Genomic DNA, 19,279 nt, shown 5'->3' with positions numbered 1-19,279 from the left:
GCGGCCGGCCGAAGGGGAGGAAGAGGGAAAGAGAAGGTTCGCGGACGTGTCGTGATTCGCCCGTATTCATGACTAATTGCGGCAGGATACGTCCGTGGAACCGCCGGGAACGTGGAGGCGCCGGCGATCGCACCCCACGGAGAGGCCCGTCATGAACATCCCCTTCTTGGACAAGCTGCTGGGGCGGCATCCGGTGCGGCGCGGCCGGCCCCTCGCCAAGGCCTTCGAGGACGATCCGGTGGGGGTTGCCGAGCTGCTCTCGGAGTGCGAACTGCTCCGCTCCCAGGCCGCGTCCGTCGGCCTCGAACTGGACGACACCCCGGCCTCGTTGGTGGCGCTGGACCAGCTCCTGCCGCTGTGGCGCGACGACCCCGAGGCGCTGCCCTGGCTCGGCAACGACGCGGGCCTCTATCTCGGCACGGTCGTGGTGCGCACGGTGCCCGGTGCCTCCTGGCACGTGTGGCCCGGCGGCAGTCCGGCGGTCCGGCTCCCCTCGGGCCGCGAGATCCCGGTCGTCGAGGCCGGCCTCGACTGGGCCGTGCAGGGCGTTCCCGAACTGTCCCAGATGTACGCCGAGGCCACGGAGGCCTGACCGGTCACCGGAACCGGGCAGGAGTCCCGCACGGGTGTCCGGACCCTCGACGGCCCGGTGAGGCGGACTTCCCCGGGCCCGGGAAGCCGATCGCGGCGATCCTCGACTACGATTTGCCGTTCATCCCCGCGGTGACGGCGACCTCGCCGATCCGCACCGGGATGTGCGTGCCGCTCTCCCGGTCCGCCCCCACGGGCGTACGGGCGGGGCGGCACAGTCCCGAGACCGAGGCCGTGGACTGGCTCCGGCCGAACCAGGGACGCTGCTGCCGGGTGGGGAACCCCACACAGCCCCGACGCTGTATGGGGGGCAGCGGCTCACAGGGCCAGGCCCGGCCGGCGCCAGCCGGAGATCACTGCTCGCGCAGGGGTACCGACACGTAGGACGGGTCGTGCTCCGGCGAGGAGAAGGTCAGCTGCGCGCCGGACGGGTTGTGCTCGATGTAGAGCGGGTCGACCGTGTCGACGACCACGGCGAGACGGTGCCCGGCCGGGACGTCGTAGGCCGTGGAGAACAGGTCCAGGTCCACGCCGAACGGCTCACCGGGCGTCTGCCCGTGGAAGGTGTACGGCGCGTTGCTGACCAGCTTGCCGATGCCGAGCGGGCCCACGTCGTAGAGATAGGCGATGAACGTGCCGCTCTCCTTGGTGCCGGTGACCGTGGTGTGCAGCTTGACGGTGCCTCGTACGCGCTGGACGCTCGTGGACCTCTCCGACTGCCACACCGCGGTCCAGTAGCGCGGCAGGAGCGGGATCGAGGCCATCGGCGGGATCCGTGTGAGCTGGTCGAGGATGCTGGACAGGAAGATGATCCCGCCGTCCGCGCCCGAGTCGACGTTCGTGTGGATCCGGGTGGTGCCCTCGAGGGCGATCTTCCTCGTGGCCGAGCCGACCGACTTCCAGTCCGGGTAGCCCTCGTAGCCGCCCGTGGAGCGGGACTTGAGCTGCACCGGCTGTTCACGGTCGATGCCGTTGTCCTTGCCCTGCAGATAGTGGTCGAACCAGCGGCCGGTGTCGGTCCAGACGTCGTTGGGGAGCCCGAACAGTCCGGGGATCTCGGCGGTGGCGTGGTCGCCGGGGCGGAACTCCAGCCGCTTGGGCCCGGTCAGCTCGTCGTAGAACCTGGCGTACTGGTTGGGCGAGAAGATCGTGTCGCCCCAGGTGTTGGCCATGAAGACGGCGGGGCCGTTCTTGTCGAGCTGGTCGAGGTAGGTCTCGGGTGAACGTTTCTTCCCCCAGTCCACCAGATTCTGTTCCTGCGACAGGTTCGAGGAGAAGAAGTCCTTGAACACCTGCTGGGTCTCGGCGCTGGGCCGGCCCGTGATGTGCCCGACGCCGTCCAGCAGGGCGGCCGCCTGGACGTGCTCGGTCCGGCCGGAGTAGATCGACGTGGTCAGGTCGGCCCAGCCGCTCAGCGCGGCGACCGCCTTGATGCGCTTGTCGTGCGCGGCGGCCAGCAGGCTGATCCCGGCGCCGTACGAGACGCCCGCCACGCCCACCTTCCGCGCGTCGGCGGGGGTGTTGGCGAGCGCCCAGTCGATCACCTTCGACACGTCGGCGGTGTCCTGGGGGCCGGCCACGTCGATCTCGCCGCCCGACTGCCAGAACCCGCGGACGTTGTAACCGACCACCACATAGCCGGAGTTCGCGAGTTTCTGTGCCTGCGCGAGGTATTCGACCTGGGGCAGGCCCCAGCTCGTGGGCAGCACGATGAGCGGGTAGGAGCGGGTGCCGTCCGCTCCCGCGGGGGTGGTGACATTGGCCTTGAGGATCGTGCCGCCGTCGCCGGAGATGTCGACGAAGCGGACACCGCCGGAGCCGTCGGCGGCCTGGGCGGCGGGCGCGAGGCCCAGTCCCGCGGCGGCGATCAGGGTGGCGGAGAGGGCGCCGACGGCGGATGTGCGCAGGGGGTTGCGACCGTTTCCCAACGGGTCACTCCTCACTTGGTCAGTGCAAGGTGACCCGACGGTAACCTCAGCTGCTTACTCGAAGTAACCCGTCGGTAAGTTACGTGCGAGTAACGATTGTTGAAGTGTTCATTTCCATGCACTGGGATCCCGCCACACGCGCCGCGCGACCGGCCGGAAAGCGGCGGTGCCCGGCGAACGGGCGCCGCGGAAGCGGGACGCCGGGTCCGTCGGGCGCAGGGTGTGCCGGGCGCGCTGGGTGCCGGGCCCGCCGGGCTCGCCGGATGTCACGTACGCCGACGCACCCGGGGCGAGGCCGACTTCGCCGCGGCCTCCCCGTCCTGGCCGGGGTCGGACGCCGCCTCCGGTGCCGGGTCCAGCGCGGGCGGTGTCGGCAGCGGGGCGTGGGCGGCGCGGGTGACGTCCGCGACGAGCTCGACGACATCGGGGCCGTACGCCTGGGAGTTCACGACCTTCAGCAGCAGGACGAAGCTGTTGCCGCCGTGCTTGCGGGCGAGGCGCGCGTGGTTGCGGGCGAGATAGCGGGTCGCCGCCTGATTGGTGATCGCGCGCTGGCCGCAGAAGAGGAACACCGGCCGCGCGTCACGGCTCTGGCCCGCGGTGAGCCGGGCCAGGATCACGTACTCGGTCTGGCCCGACTCGAGGCGGTAGCGCTCGCCGCCTATCTGGAAGGCGCCCCGGTCGGGCCCCCGTCCGGAGTCGGTGTTGACCTGCACACCGGGCAGCAGGGACTGCAGGTGCGCGGCCATGCGCCGGTTCGACGCCGGTCCGCCGACGCAGAACTCCGTGCGTTCGCCGAAGCCCTGCTGGGTCGCGTCGTGCGCGATGACCTGGGCGTGCGCGCCGCAGTCCTTGATCAGCGCGGACAGTTCGAGGAGCGCGAACACGTCGTGGCGCGTCACCGTGAGCTCGGGTCCGCCCGCCTCGCGGTTCACCACGAGGAGTGACTCGGAGTTGTCGGGCAGCCCGAAGAACGCCTGCTTGCGGCGGAGCTTGCGTCTCCACAGGTAGGTGCGGGCGAGCCAGCCGAGCGCGGCACTGAGGCCGGCGGCCAGGACGCCGAGGACGATGTTGCGCACGTCGTCATTCATGTGCGCGCATGCTAGCGGGCCCGCGAAATCGTGTTCGAGGGGGCCTGACGGGGTGACGACGGTGAAGTTACGCTGCGCGGACGGCTGTTGACTGGAGGTATTGATGCGACGTCCTCTTGCGCGGAATCTGACGGTCCTGGCGGTTTCGGCCGCGACGGCATTAGTGGGCGCGGCGGCGCCGCCCGGGGCACCGGCGGCGGCCACGGCCGCGAGAACGCCCGTGGCGAAGGTGCCCGTCGCGGTCGGGTACGGAGGCGCCGTGGCGAGCGTCGACGCGGACGCCTCGGCCGCGGGCATCGAGGTGCTGAGGAAGGGCGGCAACGCCGTCGACGCGGCCGTCGCCACGGCGGCGGCCCTCGGCGTCACCGAGCCCTACTCGTCCGGCATCGGCGGGGGCGGCTACTTCGTCTACTACGACGCCAAGTCCCGTACGGTGCACACGATCGACGGACGGGAGACGGCGCCCCTGACCGCCGACTCCGGGCTGTTCCTGGAGAACGGCAAGCCGCTCGCCTTCGCGGACGCCGTCACCAGCGGGCTGAGCGTGGGCACACCGGGCACACCCGCCACCTGGCAGACGGCCCTGGACTCGTGGGGCAGCAGGGGCCTCGGCACCGTCCTGAAACCGGCCGAGCGCATCGCCCGTTCCGGGTTCACGGTCGACGCGACCTTCCGCGCGCAGACCGAGCTGAACCAGGCCCGCTTCGCGAACTTCCCCGACACCGCCGGGCTGTTCCTGCCCGGCGGCTCGCTGCCGGTCGTCGGGTCGACCTTCAAGAACCCCGATCTGGCGCGCACCTACGAGGAGTTGGGCAGGAAGGGCACACGCGCCCTCTATACCGGTGATCTCGGCCGGGAGATCGTCGCCACCGCCGACAAGCCGCCCGTGGACCCGGCGTCCGGCTACAACGCCCGGCCCGGCAAGCTGTCCCTGCGGGACCTCGCGGCGTACCGGGCCAAGCGCCAGGCGCCCACCAGGACTTCGTACCGCGGTCTGAACGTCTACTCGATCGCGCCCTCCTCCTCCGGCGGCACCACCGTCGGCGAGGCGCTCAACATCCTGGAGAAGACGGACCTTTCGAAGGCGAGCGAGACGCAGTACCTGCACCACTACATCGAGGCGAGCCGGATCGCCTTCGCGGACCGGGGCCGCTGGGTGGGCGACCCGGCCTTCGAGGACGTGCCGACCAAGGGCCTGCTCTCGCAGCGGTACGCGGACGGCCGGGCCTGCCTCGTCAAGGACGACGCGGTGCTGACGAGCCCGCTCGCGCCGGGTGACCCGAACAGTCCCACCGCCTGCGGCGCCACCGGGACGGCCGCCCCGACGACGTACGAGGGCGAGAACACGACCCACCTGACGGTCGCCGACAAGTGGGGCGACGTCGTCGCCTACACACTGACCATCGAACAGACCGGCGGCAGCGGGATCACCGTCCCCGGGCGCGGCTTCCTCCTCAACAACGAACTGACCGACTTCTCCTTCGCGCCGGCCAACCCGGCCGTGCACGACCCCAATCTGCCGGGTCCCGGCAAACGCCCGCGCTCCTCGATCTCGCCGACCATCGTCCTCGACCGGCACGGCAGGCCCGTCGTGGCGCTCGGTTCGCCGGGTGGCGCGAGCATCATCACGACCGTGCTGCAGACCCTGACCGAGTTCGTCGACCGCGGGCTCCCGCTGGTGGACGCGATCGCCGCGCCGCGCGCCAGCCAGCGCAACGCCGCCCAGACCGAGCTCGAACCGGGCCTGTACGACAGCCCGTCGAGGGCCCGGCTCGAAGCCATCGGCCACTCCTTCAAGCTCAACCCGGAGATCGGGGCGGCCACGGGCGTCCAGCGCCTCGGGGACGGCAGGTGGCTGGCCGCGGCGGAGAAGGTCCGCCGAGGCGGAGGCTCGGCCATGGTCGTGCGGCCCTAGCGGCCGGCCGCACCCGGCACCGACGTGGGGCGGGGGGGGGGGGGCGGCCCCCCCCCCCGCCCCCGCGGGGCCGGGGGGGGGGCGCCCCCCCCCCCCCCGCGCCACGTCGGTGCCGGGGCGGTCAGCGCGCGGTCAGGATGCGCGGGCCCGAGTCCGTGATGGCCACCGTGTGCTCCGCGTGCGCCGCCCGGGAGCCGTCGTTCGTGCGCAGGGTCCAGCCGTCGGGGGCCGCGTGGTAACCGTCCGTCCCGCCGCCGATGAGCATCGGCTCGATGGCGAGGACCATGCCGTGCCGCAGCGGCAGCCCGCGCCCGGGGCGGCCCTCGTTCGGGACGCCCGGGTCCTCGTGCATCCGGCGCCCGATGCCGTGGCCGCCGAACCCGTCCGGGATCCCGTACCCCGCCGCCCGGCACACCGAGCCGATGGCGTGCGCGATGTCCCCGATGCGGTTGCCGACGACGGCCGCCTCGATGCCCGCGGCCAGCGCCCGCTCCGCGGTCTCCACGAGCCGCACGTCGGCGGGGCGCGGCTCGCCCACGACGAAGCTGATCGCCGAGTCGCCCACCCAGCCGCCGAGTTCGGCGCCGAAGTCGATGGAGACCAGGTCGCCGTCGCGCAGCCGGTAGCCGGTCGGGATGCCGTGCACGATCGCCTCGTTCACGGAGGCGCAGATGACCGCGGGGAAGGGTGTGGGCGCGAAGGAGGGGTGATAGCCGAGGAAGGGTGACGTCGCTCCCGCGTCGCGCAGGACCTGGTGCGCCACCTCGTCCAGCTCCAGCAGTGAGACGCCCACGTCGGCGGCCTCCCGCGCGGCCGTGAGTGCCCTGCCCACGACCTGGCCGGCCGCGTACATCTCGTCGATCGATCTGTCGGTTTTCAGTTCCACCATGCCAATTACTATACCGGTATTAGAATGGTGTCATGGTGCGAACCCCTCTGACCCCCGAAGAACGCGACCGCGGCGAGCGGCTCGGTCGGCTGCTGCGCGAGGCCCGCGGCGGCCGCAGCATGGCGGACGTCGCGGGGGTGGCGGGGATCTCCGCGGAGACCCTGCGCAAGATCGAGACCGGGCGCGCGCCCACGCCGGCCTTCTTCACGGTCGCAGCGCTGGCGCGGGTCCTCGGGCTCTCGATGGACGAACTCGTCCTGCGGTGCGCGCTGATGCCGATGGCCTGACGGACGGCCTGCCCGACGGCCTGCCTGTCGGACGGCCTGGCGGCCTCATGGGTCGGAGTCGCCCGGCCGGGTGCGCGCCGGGCGCACGTCCGAGCATGCGCCCGGGCGGGCTGCGCCGGTGCGCCCCTCGGCGAGCCCTCCGCGTCCGCACCGAAAACTCCCCGTAGTCGATACGTAACACGACTGGTGTTACCTGTCGGGTCGAAGTGCTCACGTCGGGCAGGGAGTTCGTTGATGACTGTAGGACAACTCCCGGAACAGGTACTGGAGTTCGCGCGGTACCTGAACGGGCTGGTGGGGCGGCTCGACCGGAGCGGCGGCTGGTACGAGATCTTCTGGCAGCGCGACCCCGCCGGCATGCGCGCGTGCCTCGAAGGCCGGGAGGTGCCGCCCTGGGACGTCGTGGAGGCGCTCCTCCAGGACGTCTTCGCGCAGTACGGGGAGCGCGCCGCCGCCCAGGAGACGGTACGGGCCCGCGCGCTGCACGGGGCCTCGCTGGCCGCGTACGACGTTCGTCCGGGCGGCAGGGACGCCCTCGGCGACCGCCTGGACGTCATGCTCCGCGAACAGCGCTATGCCGCCGAACGCCGGGCCGAGCTGGGCGGACTGCTCCCCTCGGCCGCCACCCGGGAAGAGGCCGAGGCGATCCGCCTGGACCTCGCCTGGGCCGAGGACGATCACGAACGAGCCACCGCCCGCTGTGCCGAACTGCGCCACCGCATGGACAACGTCGACCGCCACGCCCCGCGCATCCGCGCGCAGGGCGCCCCGGGCTTTCCGCCCCCGGCGGCCGGCCCCGGCTTCGGACCGGCTCCCGACACCGGACCGGCCCCCGGCTTCGGACCGGCTTCCGGCGGCGGGTCGGCTCCCGGCTTCGGACCGGCTTCCGGCGGCGGACCGGCTCCCGGCTTCGGGCCTGCTCCTGGTGGCGGATCGGCTTCTGGCGGATCGGCCCCCGGCTTCGGACCGGCTCCCGGCGGTGGGCCGGCTCCCGGCTTCGGACCAGGTCCCGGTTCTCGTCCGGCGGCCGCCGGGCAGACCGGGTCCCGGGCTTCGGCGGCGGGCCCCTTTCCCGGCGGGCACGCCGAGCCCGGGGCCCGGCCCACGGGCCTCGCGCCGGGCACCGGTGGGGACCCCGGGTCCCCACCGGCGAACCGTACGCCGGACCGGCACGCGGAGCCCCGGTCCCGCCCCGTCCACACCCCGGCCCAGGACGCCCGCCCCGCGTCCCCGCCGACGGACCACACGTCGGGCGGCGGGCGAGCCCACGACCGGGCCGCCGCACCCGCCCCGACACACGACAGGACCCCGCCCGGCGCCGGCCAGGACCCGGCCAAACGGTCCAAGCGGCGCCGCAGGGGCGGTGCCCGTTTCGCCGGGATGGCGGAGCCGGACGTGGTGCCCGTGGCCGTACCGCAGACGGGGCCCGTGCTGCCCGCCCCGTCGGCGCAGGGCCGGCGCACGCCCCGCGGCGCACGGTTCGCGGGTGCCGCCGAGGAACCCGCGCTCCCGCACGCGGCGGCGGAGCCGGAGTCGCCGGACGAGCAGGCGCGACAGCTCACGGCGGACACCGTCGCGACGCTCACCCGGCTGCGGAGCGAGGGCCGCAGCGGCGAGGCGCACGTCCTGCTCGCCGAAGCCGCGTACTGGCCCCCGGCACGCTTCCCCCTGCTCGCCGCCGAACTGCACCGGGCCGGCCTCGACGCGGACTGGGCCACCCTGCTCTGGGAGGCGGCCTCGCTGCCCGTCGACCGGGTGGTCTCCGTCGCCGACGTGCTCGCCGCCGCAGGCCGCAGCACCGACGCCCGGCGGATGCTGCGCCAGGGCGTCACCCGGCCCGCGCCGGAGATCGGGGCCGTCGTGCTCGACCTCGCCGAGGAGGGCCGCGGGCGCGAGATCACCGCTCTCCTCGACGCGTACGTCCGTGTCCGCAGCCCGGAGGAAGCCGCACGCAGTGCCGAGGCGGACCCGGAGCGCCTCGTGCCGCTCCTCCTGCGGGCGGCCCAGGGCGTGTCCGACACCTGCCAATGGGACCTGGTCCACGCGTTGCACGTCGCCGGGTTCACGGCGTGACCTCGCCGGGCAGGGGGCCGTGCGCCCCTCGCCCGGCAACGGGCCGTACGACCCGGCCGTGCCCGCTCCTGCCCGGGCGGGTTCACGGCGTGACCTCGCCCGGCAAGGGCCGTACGCCCGGGCGCACCCACCCCGTCCGGGGCCCCGGCCCCGCACCCGTCCCCGCTCGCGGACGCCGGAGACCGCGCCGTACGGCGACCGCGCGGTCCCCCGATCGGCCGCACCTCCCGCTCCACCGGCCACGTCACTCACCCGGGAGGGTCAGAAACGTGATCGACTCAGCGGGTTAACGACGATGGTCTTGGCAAGGCTGTCCGGGGGGCTTACTTTCGAGCCTCTACAGCTTTGTCTACGGGCGTAGAGGCTCTCTGGCGTCCCGTCGAAGGAGCAGCTCATGGGCAACGTCGTACGTGCCGCCCTGGTCCAGGCCACCTGGACCGGCGACACCGCATCCATGGTCGCCAAGCACGAGGAACACGCCCGTGAGGCGGCCCGGCAGGGTGCCAAGGTCATCGGGTTCCAGGAAGTCTTCAACGCCCCCTACTTCTGCCAGGTCCAGGAGCCGGAGCACTACGCCTGGGCGGAGCCGGTCCCCGAGGGGCCGACCGTCACCCGTATGTGTGAGCTCGCGCGCGAGACCGGCATGGTGATCGTCGTGCCCGTCTTCGAGGTCGAGCAGTCCGGCTTCTACTACAACACCGCGGCCGTGATCGACGCCGACGGCACCTACCTCGGCAAGTACCGCAAGCACCACATCCCGCAGGTGAAGGGCTTCTGGGAGAAGTACTACTTCAAGCCCGGCAACCTCGGCTGGCCCGTCTTCGACACGGCCGTCGGCCGGATCGGCGTCTACATCTGCTACGACCGGCACTTCCCCGAGGGCTGGCGCCAGCTCGGCCTGAACGGCGCCCAGCTCGTGTACAACCCCTCCGCCACCTCCCGCGGCCTGTCCGCCTACCTCTGGCAGCTGGAGCAGCCCGCGGCGGCCGTCGCCAACGAGTACTTCATCGCCGCGATCAACCGGGTCGGGCAGGAGGAGTACGGCGACAACGACTTCTACGGAACCTCGTACTTCGTCGACCCGCGGGGCCGGTTCGTCGGCGAGCGGGCGAGCGACAAGGCCGAGGAACTCATCGTCCGCGACCTGGACTTCGGCCTCATCGAGGAAGTACGGCAGCAGTGGGCGTTCTACCGCGACCGGCGCCCCGACGCCTACGAAGGGCTGGTGCAGCCATGACCGACCTGTACACCCGCCACCAGGCCGTCCTGCCGGACTGGCTCGCCCTCTACTACGAGGACCCGATCGAGATCACCCATGGCGAGGGCCGCCATGTCTGGGACGCCAAGGGCAACAAGTACCTCGACTTCTTCGGCGGCATCCTCACCACGATGACCGCGCACGCCCTGCCCGAGGTGACGAAGGCCGTCAGCGAGCAGGCGGGCCGGATCATCCACTCCTCGACGCTCTACCTCAACCGGCCGATGGTCGAACTCGCCGAACGCGTCGCCCAGTTGTCCGGCATCCCCGACGCCCGTGTCTTCTTCACCACCTCCGGGACCGAGGCCAACGACACGGCCCTGCTGCTCGCCACCGCCCACCGGCGCAGCAACCAGATCCTCGCCATGCGCAACAGCTATCACGGCCGGTCGTTCAGCGCGGTCGGGATCACCGGCAACAAGGGCTGGTCACCCACCTCCCTGTCCCCGCTGCAGACGCTGTACGTGCACGGCGGCGTCCGCACCCGGGGCCCCTACGCCGGCCTCGACGACGCCGCGTTCATCGACGCCTGTGTCGAGGACCTCAGGGATCTGCTCGGCCACGTCCGGCCGCCCGCCGCGCTGATCGCCGAACCGGTCCAGGGCGTCGGCGGCTTCACCGCACCACCGGACGGTCTGTACGCGGCCTTCCGCGAGGTCCTCGCGGAGCACGGCATCCTGTGGATCTCCGACGAGGTGCAGACCGGCTGGGGCCGCACCGGCGAGCACTTCTGGGGCTGGCAGGCCCACGCCGCCTCCGGTCCGCCCGACATGCTCACCTTCGCCAAGGGCATCGGCAACGGCATGTCCATCGGCGGGGTCGTGGCCCGCGCCGAGATCATGAACTGCCTGGACTCCAACTCCATCTCGACCTTCGGCGGTTCACCGGTCACGATGGCGGCCGGGCTCGCGAACCTCGGCTATCTCCTCGAACACGACCTCCAGGGCAACGCCCGGCGCGTCGGCGGCCTGCTCATCGAGCGGCTCCGCGCGGTCGCCGCGCAGTTCGACGGTGTACGCGAGGTGCGCGGCCGCGGACTGATGATCGGTATCGAGCTGGTCCGGCCCGGCACCGACCGGGCGAACCCCGAAGGAGCCGCGGCGGTACTCGAAGCGGCCCGCGAGGAGGGCCTGCTGATCGGCAAGGGCGGCGGCCACGACACCAGCGTGCTGCGCATCGCCCCGCCGCTCTCGCTCACCGTCGCGGAGGCGGAGGAGGGCGCGTCGATCCTGGAACGCGCTCTGAGGCGGGCCCAGTAACAGATGAACAAGGGCGGGTGGGCCGAAGGGGCGGCGGTGCCGAAGAGCCGGCGCGCGAAGACCCGGAGACCTGGGTACGCGCCGGGTCCCCGGGACCGCCCGCAGCGCTCCGGAGGCGAACCGAGCCACGGACGAAGGGGAACGCCGCCATGACCACCGCCTCGGAACCCGCCCTCTCGGTACGCCAGGTCCTCGCCCTGGACCGGGTGCTCGCCGGAGAGCCCGAGGTGGTGGCCGGCGCCGGCCACCTCGACCGGTCCGTCCGCTGGGTGCACGTCGCCGAGGCCGCCGACGTGGGCGTCATGCTCAGCGGCGGCGAAATGGTTCTCACCACCGGGGTGTTGCTCGCGGGCGACCCCGATGCCCAGGCCGAGTACATCCGTTCGCTGCACCGCGCCGAGGCCGCGGCCGTCGTCCTCGGTCTGGGCCGGGCCTTCCCGGCGCCCCCGGACGTGATGCGCCGGGCCGCCGAACGCTGCGGACTGCCGATGGTGGTGCTCCACCGACCCTTCCCCTTCGCCGAGTTGACGGAGGAGGTCCAGTCCCGGCTGGTGCGGCACAAGTTCGCGGCCGTGAGCCTCTCGGAGGCCGTGCGCACCGCGCTCACCGGGCTGATCACCACCGGCGCCCCGCTCCAGCGCCTGCTCGACGAGATCGCCGTGCACGCCGCCTGCCCGGTCGTCGTCACCAACCTCGCCCACCGGGTCCTCGCCACCGCCGGAGAGCGCTCCGCCGTCGACGACGTCCTGCGCGACTGGGACCGCATCGCCCGGCAGGCGGGAGGCAGCGAGGGCGACGGATGGATCCGCGCCGAACTGGGCGGACGGGGCGAGCGATGGGGCCGCATCGTGCTCTGCGGTCACCGGGGCGACGCGGCGACCGGACGGCTGCTCGCCGACCGTGCCGCCGAGGCCCTGGTGCTGCACCGCATGCTCGGCGGCCCCGGCCGTTCCTGGGAGGAGGAGTCCGCGCAGGGCCTGCTGACCGACCTGGTGAGCGGTGTCGTACCGGCCCGCCAGCTCCTGCCCCGGGCGCGGGCCGCCGGACTCCCGGTGAACCGCCGCACGTTCGTGCCGCTCGTCGTACGGGGCGGCGACCCCGCCCGACTCGACCGGGTGCTGCGGCTGCTGGGGCTGCCAGGGCTTGTCGCCGAACTGTCCGAGGGGGCCACCGCCCTGCTGCTCAGCGTCCCGCGCGACCAGGACGCGGAGGCACTGGCCGAACACTTCGCCCTGCGGCTGCGGCACGAGACCGGGGTCCCCGCCACCGTGGCCGCCGCCGCACCCCGTACCGCCTGGGACGACGTGCCCTTCGGACTGCGTGAGGCCCTCCATGTCGCCGAGGCCGCCGCCGACACCCCCGCGGACGAGGACCGGCCCGCGCTGGTCCGGCTGCGGGACGTCCATCTGCGCGGCCTCGTCCGGCTGCTCCGGGACGACCCGCACGTCCAGTCCTTCGCGGAACGCGAACTCGACGGGCTGCTCTGCGGGCCCCGGGCGGACCCGCGGCTGCTGCCCGTCCTGCGGACCTATCTCGCCACCGGCCGCAACAAGTCGCGCACCGCCCAGCTCCATCACGTCAGCCGGCCCGCGCTCTACCGCCGTCTGGAGGTCATACAGGCGCGCCTCGGCGTCGACCTCGACGACTTCGAACAGGCCGCCTCCGTCCACATCGCCCTGCTCGCGCACGACGCGCAACAGCGGTGAAACACAGAACCACTCAGGCGCAACACGGGAGAACGCGGAGGTGACACCGTGGAACGGCACGGCACTTCGGACGTGACACGGTGCAACTCAAAGAACCTGCCAGGACTTTCTAGTCTCCTCGCACACCGAGCGACCGGAGGTCCCGATGAGCAGAGTGATCCGCGCCGCCGTCTTCCAGACCGCATGGACCGGCGACAAGGAATCGATGATCCAGGTCCACGAGCAGGCGGCCCGCGACGCGGCCGCGCAGGGTGCCCAGGTCCTGTGCTTCCAGGAGCTGTTCTACGGACCGTACTTCTGCCAGGTCCAGGACAAAGAGTTCTACGCGTACGCCGAGCAGATCCCCGAGGGTCCCGTCGTCCGGCGTTTCCAGGCGCTGGCGAAGGAACTGGGCCTCGTCCTCGTACTGCCGATGTACGAGGAGGAACAGCCCGGCGTCCTGTACAACACGGCGGCCGTGATCGACGCCGACGGCTCCTACCTGGGCAAGTACCGCAAGACCCACATTCCCCAGGTTCCGGGATTCTGGGAGAAGTTCTACTTCCGCCCCGGCAACTCCGGCTGGCCCGTCTTCGACACGGCCGTGGGCCGGATCGGCGTCTACATCTGCTACGACCGGCACTTCCCGGAGGGCTGGCGGGCGCTCGGTCTCGCGGGTGCCGAGATCGTCTTCAACCCGTCGGCCACCTCACGCGGTCTGTCCGGCTACCTCTGGCAGCTGGAGCAGCCGGCCGCGGCCGTCGCCAACGAGTACTTCGTGGGGGCGATCAACCGGGTCGGCCAGGAGGAGTACGGCGACAACGACTTCTACGGGACCTCGTACTTCGTGGACCCCGAAGCGCAGTTCGTCGGCGAGGTGGCGAGCGACAAGGAGAGCGAACTCGTCGTCCGCGACCTGGACATGGCACGGCTCCGCGAGGTCCGCGACCGCTGGCAGTTCTACCGCGACCGCGCCCCGGGCGCGTACGGGCCACTGACCGCGCCCTGACCGTCCGAGCGGGGCACGCGCCGGCCGTCCGTGCCGCGGGTCCGGTGATCCGAGCACCGGACCCGCGGCACGGCACCCGGCACGCGCCGTCCCGCGAACCGCCCCACGGGCCTCCTCGCCGGGACACCGTGCCGGCCCCGGCCCCCGACAGCCCCACAACGCCCTCAGCGCACGCACGACCGGAAGGAGAGGGAGCATGAGCCGTACCGTCATCCGGGGTGGTCTCGTCATCACCGCGTCCGACGAGATCCACGCCGACGTCCTGATCGAGGACGGCCGGATCGCCGCCCTCGCCGCGACGGGCACACCCGCGGCCCAGTCGTGGACGGCCGAGCGCGCCATAGACGCCACCGGCAAGTACGTGATCCCGGGCGGCGTCGACGCCCACACCCACATGGAACTGCCCTTCGGCGGCACCTTCGCCTCCGACACCTTCGAGACCGGCACCCGGGCCGCCGCCTGGGGCGGCACCACCACCATCATCGACTTCGCCGTCCAGAGCGTCGGCCACTCCCTGCGCGAGGGACTCGACGCCTGGAACGCCAAGGCCGACGGCAACTGCGCCATCGACTACGGCTTCCACATGATCGTCTCCGATGTGAACCAGGAGACGCTCAAGGAGATGGACCTGCTGGTCGAGGAAGGGGTCACCTCCTTCAAGCAGTTCATGGCCTACCCGGGCGTCTTCTACAGCGACGACGGCCAGATCCTGCGCGCCATGCAGCGCTCCGCCGACAACGGCGGGCTCATCATGATGCACGCCGAGAACGGCATCGCGATCGACGTCCTCGTCGAACAGGCGCTGGCCCGGGGCGAGACCGACCCGCGTTTCCACGGGGAGGTGCGCAAGGCGCTCCTCGAGGCCGAGGCCACTCACCGCGCGATCAAGCTCGCCCAGGTCGCGGGCGCCCCGCTCTACGTCGTGCACGTCTCGGCGACCGAGGCCGTCGCCGAACTCACCCGCGCCCGTGACGAGGGCCTGAACGTCTTCGGCGAGACCTGCCCCCAGTACCTGTTCCTGTCGACCGACAACCTCGCGGAACCGGACTTCGAGGGGGCGAAGTACGTGTGCAGCACGCCGCTCCGTCCCAAGGAGCACCAGGCGGCCCTGTGGCGCGGCCTGCGCACCAACGACCTCCAGGTCGTCTCGACGGACCACTGCCCGTTCTGCTTCGTGGGCCAGAAGGAACTGGGCCGGGGCGACTTCTCGAAGATCCCCAACGGCCTTCCCGGCGTCGAGAACCGTATGGACCTGCTCCACCAGGCCGTCGTCGACGGGCACATCTCCCGCCGGCGCTGGATCGAGATCGCCTGTGCCACACCGGCCCGGATGTTCGGCCTGTACCCGAAGAAGGGAACCATCGCCCCCGGCGCCGACGCCGACGTCGTCATCTACGACCCGCACGCCGAGCAGGTGCTGTCGGCCGAGACCCACCACATGAACGTCGACTACTCGGCGTACGAGGGCAGGCGCGTCACCGGACGGGTCGAGACGGTGCTCTCGCGTGGCGAAACGGTCATCACCGACCGGGAGTTCACCGGACGCGCGGGCCACGGCGTCTACACCCCCCGTTCCACCTGTCAGTACCTTCTCTGAGCGACCAGGAGTGGCGCCATGGACTTCGGACTCGTCCTGCAGACAGACCCCCCGGCCTCCCGTGTCATCGACCTGATGAAGCGGGCCGAGGCCAACGGCTTCACGTACGGCTGGACCTTCGACTCGGCCGTGCTGTGGCAGGAACCTTTCGTGATCTACAGTCAGATCCTCGCCAACACCGAGAAGTTGACGGTCGGCCCGATGGTCACCAACCCGGGCACCCGCACCTGGGAGGTCACCGCCTCCACCTTCGCGACGCTCAACGACATGTACGGCAACCGCACGGTGTGCGGCATCGGGCGGGGCGACTCGGCGATGCGCGTCGCCGGGCGCAAGCCCAACACGCTGGCCCGGATCAGCGGCGCGATGAAGGTCATCCGCGCCCTCGCCCGGGGCGACGAGGCCGACCTCGGCGGCACGGTCGTCAAGTTCCCGTGGGTCCGGCCGGGCGCCGAACTGCCGGTCTGGATGGCCGCGTACGGCCCGAAGGCGCTGAAGATGACCGGCGAGGAGGCCGACGGCTTCATCCTCCAGCTCGCCGACCTCTACCTCACCGAATACATGGTCAAGGCGGTCAAGGACGCGGCGGCCGCGGCCGGGCGCGACCCGGCCGCGGTGAAGATCTGCGTGGCGGCGCCCGCGTACATCACCGAGGACGACTCGCCCGAGGCGCTCGCCCACGCCCGCGAGCAGTGCCGCTGGTTCGGCGGCATGGTGGGCAACCACGTGGCCGACCTCGTGTCCAAGTACGGCGAGCACTCGGCCGCCGTACCCGACGAACTCACCGACTACATCAAGGCCCGTGAGGGGTACGACTACTCCCATCACGGACGCACCGACAACCCCGACACCGCGTTCGTGCCCGACGAGATCGTCGACCGGTTCTGTCTGATCGGCCCCGCCGAGCGGCACATCGAGAAGCTGAACGCGCTGCGTGAGCTGGGCGTCGACCAGTTCGCGGTCTACGACATGCACGACGCCCAGGAGGCCACCATCGACGCGTACGGGGCGCAGGTCATCCCCGGCGTCAACGGGCGGTAACCGAAGGCCGATCCCTCAGCCTCCCCTTCCCGCCGTCCCGGGAAGGGGATCAGGGCGCACTGTGCGCACCCCCCGAGTCGTCCCCGCACGGCCTTTCCCGTCACTCCTCATTGATTGGCCTGCTCATGACAGAAATCGTCTCTCCAGGCGGCCCGCCTGCCGGACAAGTCACCCTCCCCGACGGCCGGGTGGAGATCGCGCCCGACGCCCCCGCGCCCACCGGCCCCTACGCCAACGACGACCTGCTGCCGGTCCCGGTCGAGAAGCGCACCTGGACCACGTACAACTTCTCGGCCCTGTGGGTCGGCATGGCCCACAACACGGCGTCCTGGACGCTGGCTTCGGGTCTGATAGCCGTCGGCATGGACTGGAAGCAGGCCGTCCTCACCATCGCGCTGGCCAACCTGATCGTGCTGGTCCCCATGCTGCTCACCGGGCACGCGGGCCCGAAGTACGGCATCCCCTTCCCGGTCTTCGCCCGAGCCTCCTTCGGGGTCCGCGGGGCCAATCTCCCCGCTGTCGTACGGGCGTTGGTGGCCTGCGGCTGGTTCGGCATCCAGACCTGGATCGGCGGCGAGGCGATCTACTTCCTCGCGGGCAAGCTCTTCGGCGACGGCTGGGCCGACGCCTCCGAGATCGGCGGCCACGCGTGGACGATGTGGCTGTCGTTCGCGGTCTTCTGGGTGCTCCAGGTCGCCATCATCTACCGGGGGATGGAGACGATCCGCCGGTTCGAGAACTGGGCCGCCCCGTTCGTGCTCGTGGGAGCCGGCGTGATGCTGTGGTGGATGAGCAGCAAGGCCGGCGGCTTCGGACCGCTGCTCGACCAGCCGTCGAAGCTCGGCTGGGGCGGAGACTTCTGGAAGCTGTTCTGGCCCTCGCTCATGGGCATGATCGGCTTCTGGTCCACCCTGTCGCTGAACATCCCGGACTTCACCCGCTACGGCAGGAGCCAGAAGGCGCAGACGGTCGGGCAGGCCCTGGGGCTGCCCACCACCATGACGCTCTTCGCCTTCCTGTCCGTCATGGTCACCTCGGGTTCGCAGGCCGTCTACGGCAAGGCGATCTGGGACCCGGTCCAGCTGGCCGCGAAGACCGACAGCGTCGTCGGCATCGTCTTCGCACTGGTCACCGTGCTGGTCGCGACGCTGTCCGTGAACATCGCGGCCAACCTGGTCTCCCCGGCCTTCGACTTCTCCAACATCGCCCCACGGAAGATCAACTTCCGGACCGGCGCGCTCGCCACCTGTGTCCTCGGCGTGCTGATCTTCCCGTGGAAGCTGTACTCCGACCCCCAGGGCTACATCTTCACCTGGCTGGGCCTGGTCGGCGGTCTGCTGGGGACGGTCGCCGGCATCCTCATCGCCGACTACTGGATCCTGCGCCGCACCAGACTCGACCTCGCCGATCTCTACCGTACGGGCGGCCGGTACTGGTACGACGGCGGCTGGAACTGGCGGGCCGTGGTCGCCTTCGCCACCGGCGGCGTCCTGGCCGTCGGCGGCGCGGACTTCCATCCCCTGGTCGACGGACGGCCGATCCCGGCGCTGCAATCGCTCGCCGACTACGGGTGGGCGGTCGGCCTCGGCACGTCGATGCTGCTGTACGTGGCCCTGATGCTGTCACGCGGGAAGGCCGCGGCCGCGGCCTGACCGCGGTGGGCGGAGGGCGGTCAGCTCTTCTGGCCGCCCTTCAGCGCCGCCGTCGCGTCCTTGGCCGCCTTGATGGCGCCCTTGTTGATCTCGTCGGTGCCGGGCGCCTTCTTGGTCTCGAAGTCGCTGCCGTTGTAGGTGACGACCACCAGCGCGTTGGACGCCCGGACGATCACCACGCCCTCACGGGTCTCCTGCTTGTCCTCCGTGCTGAGATTGACCACGGAGTAGGCCTCGTCGCCGACACCCGGCACGGCTCCGCCGCCGCTCTTGTCGGCGACACGCTCCTTGTAGGCCTTCTCCGCCGCGGCGTTCGAGTCCTTGATCTCGTACGAGACGTCGAGCCAGCGGTAGTCGAAGCCCTTCAGGGCGTTCCACGAGCAGGTGCGGCGCACCGCCTTGTCGGTCGACGCGATCTCCTGGCCGGCCGTCTTGGCGCCGGGCACCAGGGACTTGATCGTCGCGACCTGGATGCCGCCGCACGGGGCGGGCGACGCGGCGAACGTCTTCACGGCAGCGGAGGCCGAGGGGGCCGACGGTGAGTCGGATGTCTGTTTTTGTGTCGATTTATCCTCGGCGTTGGGGGTCGCTTCGGACGGGCCCGTCGCCAGGGCCCAGCCCGCGGAGGCGAGCAGAGCGACCGGCAAAAGGCGCGCGGCGAGCGCGAGCGGCAGAGGAAGAGAACCCAAAGCGCACTTCTCGTGGGGGATGGTGCGGAGGAAGTCCGCACTGCGGACGGGACGCCAGTGTCACATGAGACGCGATGGCGCGGAAGGGCCGACGGGCGGCATGCCCGTGTGATGACAGTGACTCACCTTGGCGTCGATTGACTGAACGTGCGGCAGGATGTCGGCTTTGTTCGCCCTGATGATCACCGCTTTCTTCGGATCGCGTCGCATCGCGCTCGATCCGTACCGGGATCGTGGGGTGTCGGGCGGTGTGCCCCCGGTCGCGCGACGGTGCCGCCCGGCCGGCCGGGACCGTCCCCGGTCGTCCCCAACCGG

At 71.6% G+C, this 19,279-nt stretch carries 16 protein-coding genes; 11 read left to right on the top strand and 5 right to left on the bottom strand.

The genetic code is table 11. The annotated features are described in order from the left end of the window. Positions 1-151: 151 nt before the first annotated feature. Positions 152-592 carry a DUF6278 family protein gene (locus ACH4S8_RS27400; RefSeq protein ID WP_398398534.1) on the top strand — a complete coding sequence of 147 codons (441 nt, stop codon included), beginning with the start codon at positions 152-154 and terminating at the stop codon, positions 590-592. Positions 593-698: 106 nt separating this feature from the next. On the opposite strand, the gene ACH4S8_RS27395 is transcribed toward ACH4S8_RS27400, so the two are convergent. From ACH4S8_RS27395 to ACH4S8_RS27385, 3 genes are all read right to left on the bottom strand, one after another. Then, complete coding sequence (locus ACH4S8_RS27395) at positions 699-878, bottom strand: hypothetical protein (RefSeq protein ID WP_398398532.1); 180 nt, start codon at positions 876-878, stop codon at positions 699-701. Positions 879-944: 66 nt separating this feature from the next. Further along, positions 945-2,519: an alpha/beta fold hydrolase gene (locus ACH4S8_RS27390; protein ID WP_398398530.1), complete on the bottom strand. Its 1,575-nt coding sequence runs from the start codon at positions 2,517-2,519 to the stop codon at positions 945-947. A gap of 266 nt (positions 2,520-2,785) precedes the next feature. Next, positions 2,786-3,610 (bottom strand): hypothetical protein, encoded by an 825-nt coding sequence (locus tag ACH4S8_RS27385; protein WP_398398528.1) that lies wholly within the window; start codon positions 3,608-3,610, stop codon positions 2,786-2,788. A 103-nt stretch (positions 3,611-3,713) separates the two neighbouring features. On the opposite strand from ACH4S8_RS27385, the gene ggt reads away from it, so the two are divergent. After that, a complete protein-coding gene (ggt, locus tag ACH4S8_RS27380; RefSeq protein ID WP_398398526.1) occupies positions 3,714-5,525 on the top strand; it encodes a gamma-glutamyltransferase in 1,812 nt (603 codons plus the stop codon). A 121-nt stretch (positions 5,526-5,646) separates the two neighbouring features. On the opposite strand, the gene map is transcribed toward ggt, so the two are convergent. Beyond that, positions 5,647-6,414 carry a type I methionyl aminopeptidase gene (map, locus tag ACH4S8_RS27375; protein WP_398398524.1) on the bottom strand — a complete coding sequence of 256 codons (768 nt, stop codon included), beginning with the start codon at positions 6,412-6,414 and terminating at the stop codon, positions 5,647-5,649. A gap of 32 nt (positions 6,415-6,446) precedes the next feature. On the opposite strand from map, the gene ACH4S8_RS27370 reads away from it, so the two are divergent. The 9 genes from ACH4S8_RS27370 to ACH4S8_RS27330 all read left to right on the top strand — a co-directional run bounded on the left by ACH4S8_RS27370 (position 6,447) and on the right by ACH4S8_RS27330 (position 18,275). Beyond that, on the top strand, positions 6,447-6,701 hold the full coding sequence (locus tag ACH4S8_RS27370; RefSeq protein ID WP_398398522.1) for a helix-turn-helix domain-containing protein: 255 nt from the start codon (positions 6,447-6,449) through the stop codon (positions 6,699-6,701). Between the two features lie 234 nt (positions 6,702-6,935). Beyond that, positions 6,936-8,774 (top strand): hypothetical protein, encoded by a 1,839-nt coding sequence (locus ACH4S8_RS27365; protein ID WP_398398520.1) that lies wholly within the window; start codon positions 6,936-6,938, stop codon positions 8,772-8,774. A 394-nt stretch (positions 8,775-9,168) separates the two neighbouring features. Further along, on the top strand, positions 9,169-10,011 hold the full coding sequence (locus ACH4S8_RS27360) for a nitrilase-related carbon-nitrogen hydrolase (protein ID WP_398398518.1): 843 nt from the start codon (positions 9,169-9,171) through the stop codon (positions 10,009-10,011). Next, the gene (locus ACH4S8_RS27355) at positions 10,008-11,291 is read left to right on the top strand and encodes an aspartate aminotransferase family protein (protein WP_398398516.1); all 1,284 of its coding nucleotides are present in this window, start codon (positions 10,008-10,010) and stop codon (positions 11,289-11,291) included. Before ACH4S8_RS27360 ends, ACH4S8_RS27355 begins: the two co-directional genes overlap by 4 nt. Before the next feature lie 149 nt (positions 11,292-11,440). Further along, the gene (locus ACH4S8_RS27350) at positions 11,441-12,997 is read left to right on the top strand and encodes a PucR family transcriptional regulator (RefSeq protein WP_398398514.1); all 1,557 of its coding nucleotides are present in this window, start codon (positions 11,441-11,443) and stop codon (positions 12,995-12,997) included. A gap of 145 nt (positions 12,998-13,142) precedes the next feature. Further along, on the top strand, positions 13,143-13,985 hold the full coding sequence (locus ACH4S8_RS27345) for a nitrilase-related carbon-nitrogen hydrolase (protein WP_398398512.1): 843 nt from the start codon (positions 13,143-13,145) through the stop codon (positions 13,983-13,985). Positions 13,986-14,181: 196 nt separating this feature from the next. Beyond that, complete coding sequence (gene hydA / locus ACH4S8_RS27340) at positions 14,182-15,582, top strand: dihydropyrimidinase (RefSeq protein WP_398398510.1); 1,401 nt, start codon at positions 14,182-14,184, stop codon at positions 15,580-15,582. An 18-nt stretch (positions 15,583-15,600) separates the two neighbouring features. Then, positions 15,601-16,623: a TIGR03842 family LLM class F420-dependent oxidoreductase gene (locus tag ACH4S8_RS27335; protein WP_398398508.1), complete on the top strand. Its 1,023-nt coding sequence runs from the start codon at positions 15,601-15,603 to the stop codon at positions 16,621-16,623. Positions 16,624-16,748: 125 nt separating this feature from the next. After that, positions 16,749-18,275 carry an NCS1 family nucleobase:cation symporter-1 gene (locus ACH4S8_RS27330; RefSeq protein WP_398398506.1) on the top strand — a complete coding sequence of 509 codons (1,527 nt, stop codon included), beginning with the start codon at positions 16,749-16,751 and terminating at the stop codon, positions 18,273-18,275. A 20-nt stretch (positions 18,276-18,295) separates the two neighbouring features. Here the strand turns inward: ACH4S8_RS27330 and ACH4S8_RS27325 are convergent, their stop codons facing one another. Beyond that, entirely contained in the window at positions 18,296-18,964 is a 669-nt protein-coding gene (locus ACH4S8_RS27325) for a hypothetical protein (RefSeq protein ID WP_398398504.1), read from the bottom strand. Positions 18,965-19,279: the final 315 nt, after the last annotated feature.

It is taken from the genome of Streptomyces sp. NPDC021080 (genome assembly GCF_044333225.1).
GTDB lineage: Bacteria > Actinomycetota > Actinomycetes > Streptomycetales > Streptomycetaceae > Streptomyces.
The sequence above is the reverse complement of the archived record's forward strand: the minus strand, read 5'-3'. Positions and strand labels throughout refer to the sequence as shown.

Coding starts and splice junctions, on each gene's coding strand:
- ACH4S8_RS27400 (WP_398398534.1), top strand. CDS start 152: ATGAACATCCCCTTCTTGGACAAGCTGCTGGGGCGGCATCCGGTGCGG.
- ACH4S8_RS27385 (WP_398398528.1), bottom strand. CDS start 3,610: ATGAATGACGACGTGCGCAACATCGTCCTCGGCGTCCTGGCCGCCGGC.
- ggt (WP_398398526.1), top strand. CDS start 3,714: ATGCGACGTCCTCTTGCGCGGAATCTGACGGTCCTGGCGGTTTCGGCC.
- map (WP_398398524.1), bottom strand. CDS start 6,414: ATGGTGGAACTGAAAACCGACAGATCGATCGACGAGATGTACGCGGCC.
- ACH4S8_RS27370 (WP_398398522.1), top strand. CDS start 6,447: ATGGTGCGAACCCCTCTGACCCCCGAAGAACGCGACCGCGGCGAGCGG.
- ACH4S8_RS27365 (WP_398398520.1), top strand. CDS start 6,936: ATGACTGTAGGACAACTCCCGGAACAGGTACTGGAGTTCGCGCGGTAC.
- ACH4S8_RS27360 (WP_398398518.1), top strand. CDS start 9,169: ATGGGCAACGTCGTACGTGCCGCCCTGGTCCAGGCCACCTGGACCGGC.
- ACH4S8_RS27355 (WP_398398516.1), top strand. CDS start 10,008: ATGACCGACCTGTACACCCGCCACCAGGCCGTCCTGCCGGACTGGCTC.
- ACH4S8_RS27350 (WP_398398514.1), top strand. CDS start 11,441: ATGACCACCGCCTCGGAACCCGCCCTCTCGGTACGCCAGGTCCTCGCC.
- ACH4S8_RS27345 (WP_398398512.1), top strand. CDS start 13,143: ATGAGCAGAGTGATCCGCGCCGCCGTCTTCCAGACCGCATGGACCGGC.
- hydA (WP_398398510.1), top strand. CDS start 14,182: ATGAGCCGTACCGTCATCCGGGGTGGTCTCGTCATCACCGCGTCCGAC.
- ACH4S8_RS27335 (WP_398398508.1), top strand. CDS start 15,601: ATGGACTTCGGACTCGTCCTGCAGACAGACCCCCCGGCCTCCCGTGTC.
- ACH4S8_RS27330 (WP_398398506.1), top strand. CDS start 16,749: ATGACAGAAATCGTCTCTCCAGGCGGCCCGCCTGCCGGACAAGTCACC.